Here is a 15824-nt window from a genome sequence, read left to right on the forward strand (position 1 = left end):
GACCGGACCGGACGGACCCGGCACGGGAGCCGGACCGGACGGACCCGGCACGGGGACCGGACCGGACGGACCCGGCACGGGAGCCGGACCGGACGGACCCGGCACGGGGACCGGACCGGACGGACCCGGCACGGGAGCCGGACCGGACGGACCCGGCACGGGGACCGGACCGGACGGACCCGGCACGGGAGCCGGACCGGACGGACCCGACACGGGAGCACCGACTAGGCGGAGCCGCGGTTGTTCGGCGAGGGCCTGGGCGTGGTCGAGTTCCCGGGCGTCGGAGCGGTTGCGGCGGAAGCGGGTTCGCAACCAGGACCGGACCGTGGTCGGCTCGTCGGAGTTGGTCCGGTCGGTCCGAGCTGTCCCGTTCTTCTCGGTCTGCTCGTCAGCCGGGCCGGCCTGCGCAGTAGAGGTGTGCCGCGACATGACGATGTACAGGTGGGTGGCGCCGCCGAGGACCAGCGGGGCGATAGTGCTGAGCGCACCGACCGCGGTGTTGGTCAGGTGGAATCCCTGGCCAGCCGCCGTCCCCTCGTCGTTCAGGCTGACGGCGTGGGTCCAGTTGGCCCAGACGCTGGTGGCCGTGGCTCCGCCGAACACCGACCAGGTGTAGGCGCGGGCCCGCAGCGGCGCCTCCTTCAGCACCACCAGCGCCCGCACGCCGTACGCGATGAACCCATCGATCGCGACGGGGAAGAGGTAGCTCAGCTCCGAACGGACGTGCATGGCCACGGCCATCTGCTGCAACGCGTCGTAGCTCAGGGCCCCACCGACCGTGCCCATGATGCCGATCGCCGCTTTGTCCCATCGGGACATCCGGCTCGGCCCCGTGGTCTCGCTCACGCCGCCACCGCCGTGGTCACCAGGGTGAACGCCGCGGCGATGCGCTGCTCGCGCCGCAGCAGGAAGGGCTGCGCGTCGAGCTGCGCGCGGGCTTCGCGCACGCGGGTGAGGGCTCGCTTGCGGCCGATGCCGAGTACCGGCGCCCAGATCCGCAGGTCGAGGTCGAGGATGGCGGCGACGACGCACACGGAGTGCTTCTCCTGCCGGGAGAGGTGGACCGGGCGGCCGTTGAGTGCGGCGACGACGCGGTCCTCCTCCCAGCGGCCGACGGTGCTGAGGCGGTGCAGCACGATCCGCTCGCTCTCGACCAAGCCGCCGCGGATCCCGTAGCGGTCGTTCGTCTCCAGCGCTTCGGTGAGGCACTCGTCGCTGACGGGGCAGCTGCCGCACAGCGCCTTGGCGGCCCGGGTCTCGTCGGCCTGGTCGGGCAGGGGGTAGAAGCGGTCAGGGGCGGCGGTGCCGGCGCAGGCGGCGCGCTGTACCCAGGTGTTGTCGCGGCGGCGGGTGGCGGTCGAGGTGATGGTGGACACGGGGTTGGGTCTCCGGGTGGGTCCGCGGCCGGGGCGCGGAGGTTCGAGGGGCGGGCCGGCGCGACCGGGGGCGGTCGCGCCGACCTGTCGGTGGCTAGCGCGGGCTGGGGCCGGAGAGACGGGGTGCCGTCTCCGGGCCTCTGGCGAGCGATCTGATCCGGCGGTCGACGGCCGGGCTCGTCCTGGAGTCCGCGGGCGCGCTCGGGCGGCTGGCCTGGAGCTGGGCCAGGGCCCGCAGGTAGCCGGGCGAGGCGTCCTCCCGGGTCTTGATCCGGGGCTCCGGTGCGGGGACTTCGTTGCGGGCGACCGGTCGGGTTCCGGCTGCGACCTGGCCTCGGTGGGTGCCCAGCACGCGGATGCTGCGCAGGATCGTTTCTCCATGCGCCTGGTTGAGCGTTGCGACGAGCACCGGGGCGAGGGTGCGGACGTGAGTCGCGTAGGCCGGCGAGTCGGCGCGGACGTCGAGGCGGCCGGCCTGGTGGTCGAAGCTCACCGCGGTGACGTGGGTGGCGAGTTCGCCGACAGCGGTCGGCCAGAGATCGAGCAGGCCGCCGCTGGCGAGCGGCGCCTCCCAGGCGTGCTGGACCATCAGGTCGGACAGGGCGGCTGCGAGGCCCACCGGATCGGTCCGGCTGCGGCGGGATGCGGTCGTCCGGCCGGTGGTCTTCGTCTTCACCACGGTCTCGGAGCGCTTGGCGGCGTCGGCGCGGGCGCGGCGGAGGGCGAGGCGGGCGAGGTCGATCCCGGTGGCGGGCTGGGTGTCGTTCATCGCGCTGTTCCTGTTCGGAGGTGGCTGGTGGTGGAGCGCAGACGGAGCACTCGCTCGACGAGGTCGCGGCCGTAGATCTGCTCGGCCTGCGCGCGGCCGGCGATGGCCAGGGCGGAGGTGACCAGGGAGGGTCTGCCGCTGAGGTACTGGCGCCAGGCCGTGGTGCGGGCTTCGCGGTGCTCCTCGGTGGTGGGCTGGTCCTCGAGGACGGCGACGGCCGGGCGGGAGCTCTCGCGTGCTCTCGACCAGGCGTTGCGCACGAGGTTGCGGACCGTGGAGCTGCGCGGCGCCTGCCAGGTGCCGGCCCACTCGGTGTGGCGCTCCTGGGCGGCCTGCGGGGAGTCGCGCCACCAGGCGACGATCGCCTCGCGCTTGGCCTGGGTGTCGTACAGCAGCTCGGCTCCGACCAGGCGGGCGGTCAGGAAGCCGACCGGCCGGTGAATCCGGGTGGCCGGGGTCCGCTGGGCGAGTACGGCGATGACCTGGTGGGCGGTCCACCCGGCGTCGGCGAGGTGGCGCACTGCCCAGGCGACCCGCGGCACCGGGCTGCCGCTGAGCCACGGAACCTGGCGGACGAGTTCGAGGCCGAGCTGGTGGCGGCGACCGACCACGTTCAGCTGCCGGCGGCCCTTCCGTTCCCCCTGATGCTGCTGGTCGTTCCCGTTCGCGACGTCGTTCTCAGAGGGATTGTTGGTAGGTGCTGCAGGAGAAAACGTGACAGCACCGACCCCCATTGGGGTGCAACGGGAGGAGGTCGACGAAGTGCGGTTGCCGGCCTTCCCGGGGCGGCGGCGCTTGGGCCGGCGGACGGTTCGGCGGGCCTTCTTGCCCAGCTGCGCGAGGGTGCGGCGGCCTTCGTCCGAGGCGACGCCGACGACCTTGCGGATGTAGCTCTCGGACTCGGCGGTCCGCAGGCCGATGACCTCGTCGAACCTTGCCGGGATGGTGCGGACGAACTCAGACGCCCGACCGCCCACCTGGCGCACACGGCTGCCCTTGGTGGCGTAGCTGAGCAGGCCGGACTCCCGGAGGATGGACAGGTGGTACTGCACGGTGCGCTCGGAGACCTTCAGCATCCGCACGAGGTAGCCGACGCCGGGTCTGCACGGCGTGAGCTGGGCGAGCAGCTGGGCGACGCGCAGTGTGGTGCGGCCGAAGCGCGGACCGTGGGCGCGGGCCGGGGCGTGGGCATGGGTGTCGGACGCCCAGTGGACGGCCTGCAGCCAGGTGTAGGTGTCCGGGGCGATGCGGCCGGTGGTGGTCGATATCCACTGGGCGGGATCGGGAACGAGCAGGCCGGAGGCGCTCGTCTTCCTCTCCCCGGTGCGCGCCTGGGCGGCGCGGTCGGACAGGGCGGTGCTGGGCACGGTGGTCCTCGCTAGGCATGGCGGCCAGCGCCCCGGGCTGTGGGGGCGCGGCGGCGGGTGAGGGCGGCTTCGCGCGGAGGAGGTTCTGCTGCGGTGTCACCGACAGAGGGCTGGCCTCGCTGGGACGGGCAGCGGCGGGATCTCTCGGCGCGGGCCGGGGCAGGGCTGACCGGCCGGCGAACGCGGCGGCGGTGGCCTGCGGGCCGGTGGCGGTCGAGCGGTGTCGGGGCTTCCCGGGTCAGGCGGCCATGGCGGGCGTGTCGGTGACGGACACTGCCGTCAGGCACCCGGTCGCGAGGTCGAGCTCGTGGGCGTGCTCGGGGTCCAGGCCGGGGAAGCACTGGACGATCCACCGGGCGGCGGCCTGCCGGTAGGCGAGCGGCTGCGGCACCGGCTGGCCCTGGGCGTCGAACGCGCCGACGGTGCGGGGGAAGCCGCCCGTACCGGCGGCCAGGCGCACGACGGCGGCGCGCGGTTCGAGGAGGCCGGCGAGGATCTCGACGAAGGCGGGCGGGGCGGTGGCGATCTCGGTGGACGCAGGTCGCGACGGCGACCCGGCTGTACCCGCGAGGATGGGCATGGGAGACTCCTGGGCGGTGGAGCAGACCGGCCGCGTGGTGGAACAGGCTGGCCGAGCTGCTTCGGATGTGATCCGTGCCCTCGGCGGGTGGGCTTCAGGGAGCTGCAATCTCCCCTGCGCCCGCCGAGGACGGCCCGCGGACTCGGTCCCGGCAGCAAATTTGCCGCCGGTTCCCCCTGCCGCCCACCTCGTCCAGGGCGAAGCGAAACGCCCTCTGACCAGGCAATCGACAGTTAAGTGTCCACCGGGTGCGATCAACGTACACCAAAATACCGGCCATGGGGACAGCTAACTGTCGATCGAGATGTGCACTCGGGCACCATCGGGCACTAAAGTGTCCACGTGGGACGATCTGACACGAGGGAGCACCGATGACCGAGGCCGCCAGAGAGGGTGTGGCGCGGATCGCCGCCGTCTTCAACTACCTGCTCGACAACCGCCACCCCGACGGTCGCGGGCCGTACACGATCCCCGAGGTCGCCAAGGGGACGGACGTCAGCGAGAGCACCCTCAAGCAGATGAAGTCCGGCTCCAACGACAACCCCAAGATCAACACCCTCGTCGCGGTCGCGAAGTTCTTCGACGTGCCACCGGACATCTGGGTGACCTCCAAGCCGCTGGAGGAGGTGCTGGTCGACCGCGATCTCCACAACGCCATGCGGGACGCCGGCATCGAGTCGATCGCCCTGCGCAGCAAGGACCTGACCCCGACGAACCGGAAGCTGGTCGCCGACATGATCACTGTGGCGCGCAAGTCCCAGGGCCTGGACCCCCAGGAGCCCGAGCCCGGCGCGCCCTGAGCGAGCGGGCCCACCGGGCTTTTTATTTTTCAACCATATCTATGCGCATAGACTCGCCCCGGCGAGCCTGTGCGCATTTTGCTCTCCAGGTGCGTCGTCGCCGATCGCGACCGAAATACGGGACGGATTGCGAGATTGAGACGCAGATCACGAGCCCGTTTGACGTGGGCACGTTGACTCACTTTCGGTGATGAACTAACGCCTCGTCATCTCTTTTCGCCCCGAGATCTCGCGCATCGCGATCGGATGCACCATGCACATCGGCACGTTCCGTCACAGCCTGAAACAAAGTCCGGCGCAGCCTCACCTCCCCCCTCTGGCAATCAAAGATCATTAAAGAAACGATCTTCACGGGTATGCATACGATCGTGCTGTCACGACCACGGTGCAGGCCGTCGCCATGAGTACGGCCCATCCAAGATCATTTCAGGAGGGGATTGTGCATGCGGCATGCGAAGACCGCCTCAGCGAGCTGATCCCGCTCCTGCCGCATCGCTTCGACGAGGAGGAGCTGGTACAGGCGGTCTCCACGCTGATCGGCCGCCCGATCTACGTCGAAGCACGTGACATGAAGGGCAATTTCGCCTGCGGACTCCGCGAGCGATATGCGGACCGCGAGGTCATCTCCTTCGAACGAAATGCATCACCGCTTCTCCGAAGCCAGATCATCTGCCACGAGCTCGGCCACATTCTGTGTGGCCACAGGGGCTCGATCCACTATTCCGATATCCCGTCGGACGAGGAATTGGCCGAAATGATCGACTGGTCCGTCCTCGGCATTTCCGCCCGCACGTCCTACGAAGAGCAGGACGAGCAGGAGGCCGAGCTGATGGCCAGCCTCCTCGTCCAGCGGATGTATCGCGCGGCCGTGATGCCCGCGAAGCGCCCCACCGCCGCCGACGAGCGGTGGAACGCGATGTTCACCTGACCGAAAGAACCACCAGCCATGATTCGCCTCGTCACCCTCGCACTCCCTGCCCTGCTTTTGGCAGCCGCCCTGTACTGGATTCGCCCGCGCAGAAACGGCCAAGCACGGCCGGCACACTCCGGCAGCACGGTCACGATGCTGCTGGCCTGGGCGGTCGCCATCCTCGGGTTCCACCCCGGTGTGCAGGACGCCGCGGACGGCGTCACCCGCGACCTGGCGAAGCTCGTCAGCAACGTGCTGATGCTCGTCGCGAGCGTCAGCGTCGTCTCCTGGCTCATGTCCCTCAACCACGACGCGGCCGAGGCCCGCCGCAGGCTCCGCCCCCGCGTCGCCTTCCTCGGCGTCGCGGTCGCCGTGATGCTGGTCGCCTTCTTCTCGGTCCCCGCGGACCGCCGCTGGAGCAGCGACTTCACGAACCAGAACTGGGGCCAGGCCCCCGTCCTCCTGCACGTCTACACCCTCGCCTACGTGCTGGTGATGGGCCACGCCTCGTACGACTGCCTCAGCCAGACCTGGCGCCGCAGTGGCCAGTCGACCTGGCGGGTCCACCGAGCCGGCCTTCGCGGAGCGGCGATCGGCTGCTTCTTCGTCCTGCTCTACCTGGCCTACAAGGTCGTCAATGCCGGCGCGTCCATCGCCGGGGTCGAGCTCTTTGCCGGCGGCCCCCGCTGCACCTCGCTGGTCACGCCGTTCCGCTGCACCTTCAGCTTCACCGCGCCGCTGATGGGCGTCCTGCTCATCACCGCCGGTCTCACCGTCCCGGCGCTGCTGTGGCCGGCCGCCAAGGTGATGCGCCGTCGGTGGGAGCGCAAGACCGCCCAGGACCTCCTGCCGCTCTGGACGGACCTCACTGCGGTCCGCCCGCAGGTCGTCCTGCGTGCCGTCGTCATCGAGACCGACCCGGACGTCGTCCTGCACCGCCGGGTGGTGGAGGTCTGCGACGGAATCCTCGACCTGGGCAACCACCGCTCCCGCACCATCGAGCGCCTGGCCACCGAAGCCGTCGAGCGCCGGGGGCAGAGCGGCACCGAGACCGGCGCCGCCATCGTCGAGGCAGCTGTCGTCGCCGCGGCGATCGAGGCGGCCCGCACCGGGGCCCGGGGCGAGGAGGACCCCGCTCCCCAGGCAACCGGCGAGTCGGTCCGCGCGGGAGACCTCCGCGCCGAGGCGCTCTGGCTACGCTCGGTCTCCCAGCAGTACGCGACCAGCGACATCGTCCGCACCGCCGTCGCCGTCCAGCGGCAAGCGGCCCCAGCCGCGGCATAGGAATCGACCATGGCATCCTCGCCCTTCGCCGACCCGGCGTTCTACGCCGACCGCTACCCCACCTACTCGCGCCTGCGCGCGACCGCCCCGGTCCTGCAGGCGTCGCTGGACGGCGGCGCCTCCACCGCGACCGTCGTCACCGGCTACGAGGAGGCCCGGCAGGCGTTCGGCGCCCAGCTGTCCAAGGACGCCGGCGCCTACTTCGCGGACAAGCCCTCCACCCGCTCGCTCCACCCGGCCGTCGCCCGCACCATGCTGACCGTCGACCCGCCCGAGCACACCCGGCTGCGGAAGCTGGTCACCAAAGCCTTCACCCCGGGCAGGGTCGACGGGCTCCGCCCCTACATCCGGGCCCTGGCCGAGCAGTTGGTCGGGCTGTGGGAGCCCGGAACCGAGGTCGACCTCGTCGAAGACCTGGCCGGCCCGCTGCCCGTCACCGTCATCTGCCAGCTCCTCGGCGTGCCCACGGCCGACAGGGCCGCGATCCGCACCTGGTCGACCGACCTGTTCGCCACCGGCGACCACGCCCGCATCGACGCGGCCTCCCACGCCCTGGCCGGCTACATGGCCGAGCTGATCACGGACAAGCGCGCCCACCCGGACCGCTCGCTGCTGTCCGACCTGATCGCCGTCCACGACCAGGACGAGGACCGGCTGAGCGAGGACGAGCTGCTCTCGCTCGCCGTCCTACTGCTGGTCGCCGGCCACGAAACCACCACCGCGGCGATCGGCAACTCCGTGCTGGCCCTGCTGCAGCACCCTGCCGAACTGGAGCACCTGCGTACCAGCGCGCACTGCATCGCCGGCGCCGTCGACGAGCTGCTGCGGTACGACTCCCCGGTCAGCATCGCCACGTGGCGCTGGGCTCCCGACGAGGTGGACCTCGCCGGAACCACCGTGCCCGCCGGAAGCCCGGTCTTCGTCTGCCCCGGCGCTGCCAACCGCGACCCCGAGAAGTTCCCCGACCCCGACCGGCTCGACCTCGACCGCCCGAACGCCGCCAGCCACCTCGCCTTCGGCCACGGAATCCACCGCTGCCTCGGCGCACCACTGGCCAGTGCGGAGGTCGAGATCGTCCTCACGGTCCTCCTGCAGCAGTTTCCCGGCCTGCGGCTGGCCGTCCCGACCGACCAGCTCGTCTGGCGGCAGTCGCGGCTGGTCCGCGGCCTCGTCGCCCTCCCGGTGAACCTCTAGGTTCGCCCCGCGCGGGGGCGGGGACGACCTCCCCGTCCCCGCACAAGCACCACACCGGCCCCGCACGGGGCCGCAAGCGTTCGCACAGGTCAGCACGGGTCACCGGCCTGCTGACGCGCCGACAGCGGGGCCTACGCGGCCTTGCCCGCCCCTGCCGCCAGCGCAGCCCGGACCTTGGCCCGTCCCCGGGCCGTCACCCGCGCCCGCGCTTCGTCTGGAGCGCTCTGGCGAGGAGTGCCCGAGCACGCCGGGCACAGGCCCGGCTCCGGCAGCGGATCCCGGCACTCCTCGCACTCAGCGGGGCGTCGGCGGCGCGACGGCGGGGCATCCAGGCTATGCGGCGGCGGCATTTTGCGCTCGAGTCGGCTCTGCAGCACCCTGGCCGGCGAGTAGACCACGCTGGGCAACCCGGCCAGCAGGGCCTCGCGCAGCCCCTCCTCGGAGCCGCCCCGGTCCAGCCACGCCCGCACCAGCGGTGCGAGCGCCACCGCCTCGGCCTCGCCGAGCGGCAGTCTGCGCTCGCGCCGGACCGCCCGCAGGAGGACCCGAGCCGCCGCCCGGGTCTCCTCGTCGGCCGCCTCCCCACCGTCGGCGGTCGCTCGGGAGTCGAGTTCGTCCTCCCACCCTCCCTGCTCCTCCTCGACCCGCGATCCCTGCGGCTCCTCCCCCTGCGGCTCCTCGTTGACAGGGAGGGAGGGTTCTTTCACCAGGTACTTTCCAAGAAGGGCGTCAGGATCACCGCACTCCGGCTCACCGGACGCCGGTATGTCGGCACCCGGCAGCATCGGCCGCTGCGGCACGTCGAAAAGATGGGCCTCGGAACGGAGTCGGCCGTTCGGCAGCCGTACCACGTCCACTCGGTAGTAGCCCCACACCCGGAGCTCGTCGAGCGCGTCCTCGACCGTCTTCCGGCCCTGCGGGCTGGAGTCCGCCATCTGCCGGCAGGTCTCCCGCCACTCCTCCGGCCGCGAGATCAAATCGACGAACAGACCCTTGGCGGTGTAGGAGATGGCGCGGTTCTGCGCCAGATCGTTCGGGATGATCACGAATCGGGTCGGGTGCGGGCTGCGGTGGACGCGCAGGAGAACCTCCTCGTTCCTCGGCGGGCCTGTCCCGACCGGAGGGACGACGGACCATAGCCGCGAACCGTCCGCAAGTGAAGCCAACGCCGAGCGACCTTGATCACACAGAACGAAAGCGCGCGCAGCCCGTTCCTCCTGCGTCTACTGCCAGCGGTGTTGAGGTGGGCGTACGCGGCGTGGTCCGGGTGACGACGGTGCGGCTCTCGGACCCAACAGGGGCGGTACGCCTTGGAACCGGGCTGCGACGGACAGTGTCCGTTCCACCGTAGGCTGAGTGGTCTTCAGTCAGCATGTGCGACGCGATGGTCGATGGGAGACGGGCATGGGGTTCAACGAGCAGGCTGGACCGCTGCGGTTGGTCGTGACTGGCGGCGGGACCGGCGGGCACACCTACCCGGCGCTGACGGCAGTACAGGCGCTGCAGGAGCGGCTGGCTGGGCGGGGGCGGACGGTGGAGGTGCTGTGGATCGGCACGGCCGCCGGCCTGGAGGCCCGGGTCGCTCCGGCGGAGGGCATCCGGTTCGCACCGGTCGCCACCGGCAAGGTCCGGCGCTCCTCCAACCCGCTCAAGATGATCTCCCCGGCGAACGTGCGGGACATGGGCCGGGTGCCGTTGGGCGCGGCGCAGGCCCGGTCGCTGATCACGGAGTTCGCGCCGGACGTAGTGCTGGCCACCGGCGGGTACGTGGCGGTGCCGGTCGGGCTGGCGGCGCGCTCCTGCGGGGTGCCGCTGGTGGTGCACGAGCAGACGGTGCGCCTCGGGCTGGCGAACAAGGTCCTGGCCCGCGCGGCGACCCGGGTCGCGGTCTCCTCGGAGTCCACCCTGCCGCTGCTGCCTGACTCCGCGCGCCGCACCGCGGTGGTGACCGGCAACCCGGTGCGCCCGGCGGTGCTCACCGGGCACGCCGGCAAGGCGGTAACCGCCCTCGGCCTGGACGGCTTCGACCGGGCCCTGCCGACGGTGTACGTCACCGGGGGTGCGCAGGGCTCGGTGCAGATCAACACCCTCGTTTCGGCGGTCCTGCCGTGGCTGCTGGAGCACGCCAACGTGATCCACCAGTGCGGCCCCGCGAACGAGACGGCACTGCGCGGGCCCGCCGAGGCGCTGCCGCCGCACCTGGCCGCCCGCTACCTGCTGACCGGCTACATGGGCGCGGAGTTGCCGGACGTGCTCGCACTGGCGGACGTGATGGTCAGCCGCAGCGGCGCGGGGACGCTCGCGGAGCTGACCGCGCTCGGCAAGGCCGCGGTGTTCGTCCCGCTGCCGACCTCGGCGGGCAACGAGCAGGCCCACAACGCCGTCCACCTCCAAGACGCAGGCGCGGCCGTCGCTCTGATCGGCGACGTCACGGCGGATGCCCTACGGGAAGCGCTGGCTCCGCTGCTCGCCGACCCGGCGCGGCGCGGGGCGATGGCGGCCCGCTCTCGCGAGCACGGCCGCCCGGATGCTGCCGAGCGCCTGGTCGACGTGGTGCTGGAGGCAGCCGCCGGGCGCTGAACGGTGCCGGCCTCGGTGCCCGCCCGATGAACGGGGCAGGCACCGAGGCCGTCGGACGTGCGGTCAGCGCAGGTGGGATGCGGCTCCCGCTTCGATGAGCAGGGCGCAGGCGGCGAACTCGGCGGCGAGACCGCTCATCGGGCTTCTTCGGTGGTCAGTGCCCGGCGCATCTCGGTGACGGTGCGGTGGACATCATCCTCGGTGAGGTGCTGGTGGAAGGGCAGGGTGAGGATGCGCCCGGCGAGCTGTTCGGTGGCCGGCAGCGGCCGGGCCCAGCGGGCGAAGGCGGGCTGGAGGTGGTTGGGCGGGTAGTGGACGCCGACGCCGATGCCCGCGTGGCGCATCTCGGCCCAGACGCGGTCGCGGTCGGGGATGGTGACGACGCACAGGTGCGGGACGGAGTGCTCGACGTCGACGTCGACCAGCTCGACGCCGGGCAGGCCGGCCAGCGCGTCGCGGTAGGTGCGCCACAGCGCGCGGCGCGAGGTGGTGGCCTCCTCAAAGTGGGCGAGCTGCGCGGTGCCGATCGCGGCGTTCAGGGCGGACAGCGGGTAGCGGAACCCGGTGGCCGTGACCTGGTAAGTGGTGGAGGCGGCGCGGTCGGCGGCGGACTCCACCATGCCGAGCAGCCGCAGGGTCCGCAGCCGATCGCCTTCCTCCGGGTTGCGGGGGATGATCGCGCCGCCCTGGCCGCAGGTGAGGTTCTTGATCGGGCCGAAGGAGAAGCAGGTCAGGTGCCCGCTCGCTCCGACCTTCCGACCGGTGTTGTCGTGGGAGCCGAAGGCGTGGGCAGCGTCCTCGACAACGGCGATCCCTCGCTGGTCGAGCAGGTTCGCGATCGGGGTCAGGTCGATGGCCCTGCCGCCGAACAGCACGGGCATCACCGCGGTGGTGCGCTCGGTCAGCGCCTCCTGGACGAGGTCAGGGGTGGTGCACATCGTCGCCGGGTCGATGTCCACGAACCGGGGCTCGGCCCCGGCGGCGAGGATCGCCTGCACGGACGCGCAGAACGTCATCGCCGGCACCAGCACCTCGTCGCCCGCGGTGACGCCGGCGGCGACCAGGGCGGCGTGCAGGGCCGCCGTCCCGGAGGAGACGGCCACCACCTCGGGGACGCCGAGGAAGTCGGCCACCTGCCGCTCGAACGTCTCGGTCACGGCGGTGTGCCCGTAGTGGCCGCTCTCCAGGACCTCGGTGATCGCTGCGACTTCGGTCCCGTACAGGTACGGGCTGGCGTTGCGGGCGGCGTCGGGCCGCGACAGGGTGGTCACGATGTCTCCTGGGTCGGTCGGATGATCGGTCGTAGCAGTGAAGTGGCCTTGTCCAGGGCCACGGCCACGTCTGCGGGTGACGGTCCGGCGGCGGTGACCATGCCGATCTTGTGGCCGGACTGGTCGTGCGGGTGCACAGGGTCTCCGGGCTTGGCATACAGCTCGATGCCGGTGACGCCGGGGACGTTGCGGGCTTCGGCGACGCCTTCCCACGTGGTCAGTTCGCCTTCCACGTCGAGAGGGGAGCCGAGCAGTTCCACCCCCGCGTGCGCCTTGCGCGTCGGCGTCAGGTAGGCGTCGAACGGCTCGCCGAGCGCGAGTGCGATGAGCGCGCCCACGACATTGACGCCGTAGGCGGCCTCGTGCAGGCGCGGGATGCTGTCTCCGCTGAGGCGCGGGTTGGCTTCGACGATGCGCCCGTGGCCGTCCTCGCCGAGGACGAGGTCGAAGTTCGCGGGCCCGTTGACGATGCCCAGCGCCCCGCACAGCCGCTCGGCGACTTCCTCGAGGTGGCGGTGTTCCGCCGGGGGGAGCAGCGCCGTGCTGATCCGCCTGACGACGCTTCTGCCGGGCACCAGGGCTTGATCCTTGATGCAGGTCATGACCGACTTGCCGTCGCGGAGAAACAGGTCGATGGTCAGCTGCCGCCCGTGAATGAACTCTTCGGCGATCACGGTCCCGGATGCGGAGTAGGCGCGCGCACGGGCAATGGCGGCCGGCAGCCCGTCAGGGCGGGTCACACGGGTGACACCCTTGCTGCCCGATCCGTCCACCGGCTTGACCATGAGCGGGAAACACAGCCAGGCCGCCTTCGCGGTGACCTCACCAGGGTCGTCCGAGGCGGCCCACCCGTACCCGTCGACGCCGCAGTCCGCGACGACCTGGTGGAAGGCGGCCTTGTCCAGGCCCGCCAGGGCTGCCTCGGGGTAGACGTAGGGCATGCCGTAGTGCAGGCCCAGCGTGCGCCAGGTGGGCAGTGCGGCGTCGGTCGCGCCGACGACGATCCCTGCGGGCCGTGTGCCGGCCAGCGAGGCGGTGATGGCGTCCGCGTCCCTGGTGGAGACGTTCATGGCCGCGTCGGCGAAGGGGAACGCGGGGGCGTCCACCTTCATGTCGACGGCGATGGTCGCGATTCCGCGGCGCGCCGCCTCCTGGTAGAGAGGGATGTGTTCCTCCGATGCGCCGAGCACGAGCAGCGCGTTCGGCGGCCAGTATTCAGTCATGCGGCCTCTCCTGGTCCGGGTTGAGGGTGATGTGCGGGTGCTTGGCCGTGTGGTTGGCCCCGCTGCCGGTGGAGGTCATGGCGCTCACGCCGGGGCGAGGGCGTCGGCGAGGGGGGCGGTGTGCTGCCAGAAGCCCGGGTTTGCCCGGTACCAGGCGACGGTGGCCGCCAGGCCGGCTTCGAGGTCGCGGGTCGGCCGGTAGCCGAGGTGGGCGATCTTCGACCAGTCCATCGCGTACCGGCGGTCGTTGGCGGTGCGGTCCGGCACGTGCTGCAGCATCGAGCGGTCGGCGCCGAGAATGCCGAGCAGCAGGGTGGCGAGCTGGTTGGTGGTGAGGTCGTGGCCGCCGCCGATGTTGTAGACCTCGCCCGGCACGCCCTGGTCGAGGACGAGTTCGATGCCGGCGCAGTTGTCCTCGACGTGCAGCCAGTTCCGCTGGTGGCCGCCGTCGCCGTGCACGGTCACCGCCCGGCCCTGCAGCAGGCTGCTGACGAACCGCGGGATCACCTTCTCCGGGTACTGGCGCGGCCCGTAGTTGTTCGAGGAGCGGGTGATGCACACCGGCACGCCGTACGTCTCGAAGTACGAGCGGGCGACCAGGTCACCGGCGGCCTTGGACGCGGCGTAGGGGATGCTCGGGGCGAGCGTCCACTGCTCGGTCGCGGCCCCGGTCTCCAGCGATCCGTACACCTCGTCCGTGGAGACGTGGACGAACCGGGACACCCCGGCCCTGCGCGCGGCCTCCAGGAGCGTGTGGGTGCCGACCACGTTGGTGGCGAGGAACCGTCCGGCGTCCAGGAGCGAGCGGTCGACGTGCGACTCGGCCGCGAAGTGGACCACGGCGTCGTGCCGGGCGACGAGTCCGCCGGCCAGGTGGGCGTCGAGGATGTTGCCGTGCACGAACTCGCAGCGGCCCGAGCCGACGGCGAGTTCCAGGTTGGCGAGGTTGCCCGCGTAGGTGAGGGCGTCGAGCACGGTCACGTGCTCCACGTCGTCCCTTCGCAGCAGCCGGTCCACGAAGTGCGAGCCGATGAACCCGGCTGCGCCGGTGACCAGAACTTTCATCGAGTTCCATCCCCTCTCGTACGGCGGACTTGGCGCGGGGCCGCGGGTGCGCGGCAGGCCGGTCGGTCTGCGTTTGCCGCGTTGTCCGGCCGGGCCCCTGATGTGCCAACTACGCTAGGAATCAGGCACTGTGGGAAACACTCACCGGCGGTACGGGTTGCCGCGCCCTTCGACGAGGGCGGGCGGTACCGTGCGGTTGCACCACGACACACCCTCTGCCGGGCCGGCGGGCAGAGGTGGACGCCGCGAGCATCGTGAACTCGGCGGTGTCGGCGTGAAAGCCGCGAACGAACGCGCGAGGGAGGGGCTCCGTGTCCGCGAAAGCGCCGTCGGCCGGTCTGGTCTCCGGGTTCCTGCTGCGTCTGGCCCGCGAGAGCATCCCGCGGACCCAGGAGGGGCTGGCGGAGGATCTCGGCGTGGATCTCGGCACCGTGCAGGGCTGGGAGTCCGGCCGTCGCCCGCTGACGCACACCCGTGCTGGCGACTACCTGGACCTGCGCCGCCGCCTGGCCCTGCTGGGGGCCGACCCGCTGCTGCTCGCGCACAGCGGGGCGGCGCTGGACGCCGATCGCGTCCTGGCCGCCGTCCTCGACCCGCCCACCGAGGCCGCCCGCCACCCGCTGGCGGGGTGGGTCCAGCCCCGCGACTCGGCCCTCCTGGTCGCCTGGGCGCTTCACGGCACCCCGCCACCGGCGCTCGCCAACCTCGCCTCGCGGCCCAGGCGCGGACCGGCCCGCACCGGCCCCCTGCTGCCCGCGGACGACCGCGCCCGCTTCTTCGCCAACCTGCGGACCACCGCCGAGCGCGCCACGTCCGACGAGCACGGACGCCTGCTGCACCGTCAGGCCCTCTACCTCGCCTCCTACGACACCGCGCCCGACGCCGCCGCCTGGTCGGAGCAGGCACTGCGCGGCATGCGGCCCGCGCTCGGCCGGCGCGGCTACAGCCCCCGCTCGGTCGAGGCCCGCACGGTCGCCACCGTCGCCGCCCGCCAGGGCGATCCGGACCAGCTGCGGCACTTCGTCTCCACCGCGCTACTGGACGACGAGCATGGCGAACTAGCAAATTTGTCCTACTGGGCACTCTGGCTGGGCGCGATGCCCGCCGACCAGACCGACGACACCTTCATGCACCACCCGGACCCGGCGGCATGGGATCCGATACGCCTCTTCCGTGCCCTCGTCTCCTCCTTCCACCTCGCCCCCGGCACCGTCGACCTGTACGTCCACTCGATCGGCACCCTGCTGCACCTGCACCCGTGGCTGCCGCACGCAGCACCGGACGCCGCCCAGTCGTTCGACACGTTGACGGCCGAGCTCCTCGACGGGAGTCTCATCTCCGCGACGTCCCGGCGCGACCTGGACCGCCTGCGCTACGGTCGGGACGAAGGGTGATACGCGATCAG

15 protein-coding genes are annotated in these 15824 nt (G+C 71.8%); 6 read left to right on the forward strand and 9 right to left on the reverse strand.

What is annotated here, in order from left to right; all coding sequences use genetic code 11:
• The 5 genes from AB0F71_RS02230 to AB0F71_RS02250 form a co-directional block, all read right to left on the reverse strand.
• A partial coding sequence (locus AB0F71_RS02230; protein ID WP_360226748.1) for a DUF2637 domain-containing protein occupies positions 1–846 on the reverse strand: 846 nt, incomplete at its 3' end.
• A complete protein-coding gene (locus AB0F71_RS02235) occupies positions 843–1376 on the reverse strand; it encodes a WhiB family transcriptional regulator (protein WP_360226751.1) in 534 nt (177 codons plus the stop codon). The genes AB0F71_RS02230 and AB0F71_RS02235, both read right to left, overlap by 4 nt.
• 94 nt (positions 1377–1470) lie before the next feature.
• Positions 1471–2145, reverse strand: a complete 675-nt coding sequence (locus tag AB0F71_RS02240) for a DUF721 domain-containing protein (RefSeq protein WP_360226754.1) — start codon at positions 2143–2145, stop codon at positions 1471–1473.
• Entirely contained in the window at positions 2142–3512 is a 1371-nt protein-coding gene (locus AB0F71_RS02245) for a helix-turn-helix domain-containing protein (RefSeq protein ID WP_360226756.1), read from the reverse strand. Before AB0F71_RS02245 ends, AB0F71_RS02240 begins: the two co-directional genes overlap by 4 nt.
• 238 nt (positions 3513–3750) lie before the next feature.
• Positions 3751–4092 (reverse strand): hypothetical protein, encoded by a 342-nt coding sequence (locus AB0F71_RS02250; RefSeq protein WP_360226759.1) that lies wholly within the window; start codon positions 4090–4092, stop codon positions 3751–3753.
• A gap of 371 nt (positions 4093–4463) precedes the next feature.
• On the opposite strand from AB0F71_RS02250, the gene AB0F71_RS02255 reads away from it, so the two are divergent.
• The 4 genes from AB0F71_RS02255 (at position 4464) to AB0F71_RS02270 (ending at position 8280) form a co-directional block, all read left to right on the forward strand.
• Positions 4464–4892 (forward strand): helix-turn-helix transcriptional regulator, encoded by a 429-nt coding sequence (locus AB0F71_RS02255; protein WP_360226762.1) that lies wholly within the window; start codon positions 4464–4466, stop codon positions 4890–4892.
• Between the two features lie 385 nt (positions 4893–5277).
• Positions 5278–5820 carry a hypothetical protein gene (locus AB0F71_RS02260; protein WP_360226765.1) on the forward strand — a complete coding sequence of 181 codons (543 nt, stop codon included), beginning with the start codon at positions 5278–5280 and terminating at the stop codon, positions 5818–5820.
• Positions 5821–5838: 18 nt separating this feature from the next.
• Positions 5839–7086, forward strand: coding sequence for an MAB_1171c family putative transporter (locus tag AB0F71_RS02265; RefSeq protein ID WP_360226768.1), 1248 nt, complete (start codon positions 5839–5841; stop codon positions 7084–7086).
• A gap of 9 nt (positions 7087–7095) precedes the next feature.
• Positions 7096–8280: a cytochrome P450 gene (locus tag AB0F71_RS02270; RefSeq protein ID WP_360226771.1), complete on the forward strand. Its 1185-nt coding sequence runs from the start codon at positions 7096–7098 to the stop codon at positions 8278–8280.
• 131 nt (positions 8281–8411) lie between these two features.
• Here AB0F71_RS02270 and AB0F71_RS02275 read toward each other — a convergent pair whose 3' ends face one another.
• Complete coding sequence (locus tag AB0F71_RS02275) at positions 8412–9326, reverse strand: hypothetical protein (protein ID WP_360226774.1); 915 nt, start codon at positions 9324–9326, stop codon at positions 8412–8414.
• 358 nt (positions 9327–9684) lie between these two features.
• On the opposite strand from AB0F71_RS02275, the gene AB0F71_RS02280 reads away from it, so the two are divergent.
• Complete coding sequence (locus tag AB0F71_RS02280) at positions 9685–10860, forward strand: UDP-N-acetylglucosamine--N-acetylmuramyl-(pentapeptide) pyrophosphoryl-undecaprenol N-acetylglucosamine transferase (RefSeq protein ID WP_360226777.1); 1176 nt, start codon at positions 9685–9687, stop codon at positions 10858–10860.
• Positions 10861–10994: 134 nt separating this feature from the next.
• Here the strand turns inward: AB0F71_RS02280 and AB0F71_RS02285 are convergent, their stop codons facing one another.
• The 3 genes from AB0F71_RS02285 to rfbB all read right to left on the reverse strand — a co-directional run bounded on the left by AB0F71_RS02285 (position 10995) and on the right by rfbB (position 14419).
• Entirely contained in the window at positions 10995–12131 is a 1137-nt protein-coding gene (locus AB0F71_RS02285; RefSeq protein WP_360226780.1) for a DegT/DnrJ/EryC1/StrS family aminotransferase, read from the reverse strand.
• Positions 12128–13354: an ATP-grasp domain-containing protein gene (locus AB0F71_RS02290; protein ID WP_360226783.1), complete on the reverse strand. Its 1227-nt coding sequence runs from the start codon at positions 13352–13354 to the stop codon at positions 12128–12130. The genes AB0F71_RS02285 and AB0F71_RS02290 overlap by 4 nt, the downstream gene beginning before the upstream one ends.
• Before the next feature lie 84 nt (positions 13355–13438).
• A complete protein-coding gene (rfbB, locus tag AB0F71_RS02295) occupies positions 13439–14419 on the reverse strand; it encodes a dTDP-glucose 4,6-dehydratase (protein WP_360226786.1) in 981 nt (326 codons plus the stop codon).
• A gap of 311 nt (positions 14420–14730) precedes the next feature.
• On the opposite strand from rfbB, the gene AB0F71_RS02300 reads away from it, so the two are divergent.
• Positions 14731–15813 (forward strand): XRE family transcriptional regulator, encoded by a 1083-nt coding sequence (locus AB0F71_RS02300; RefSeq protein ID WP_360226789.1) that lies wholly within the window; start codon positions 14731–14733, stop codon positions 15811–15813.
• Positions 15814–15824: the final 11 nt, after the last annotated feature.

The organism is Kitasatospora sp. NPDC028055, from assembly GCF_040637885.1.
Taxonomy (GTDB): domain Bacteria; phylum Actinomycetota; class Actinomycetes; order Streptomycetales; family Streptomycetaceae; genus Kitasatospora.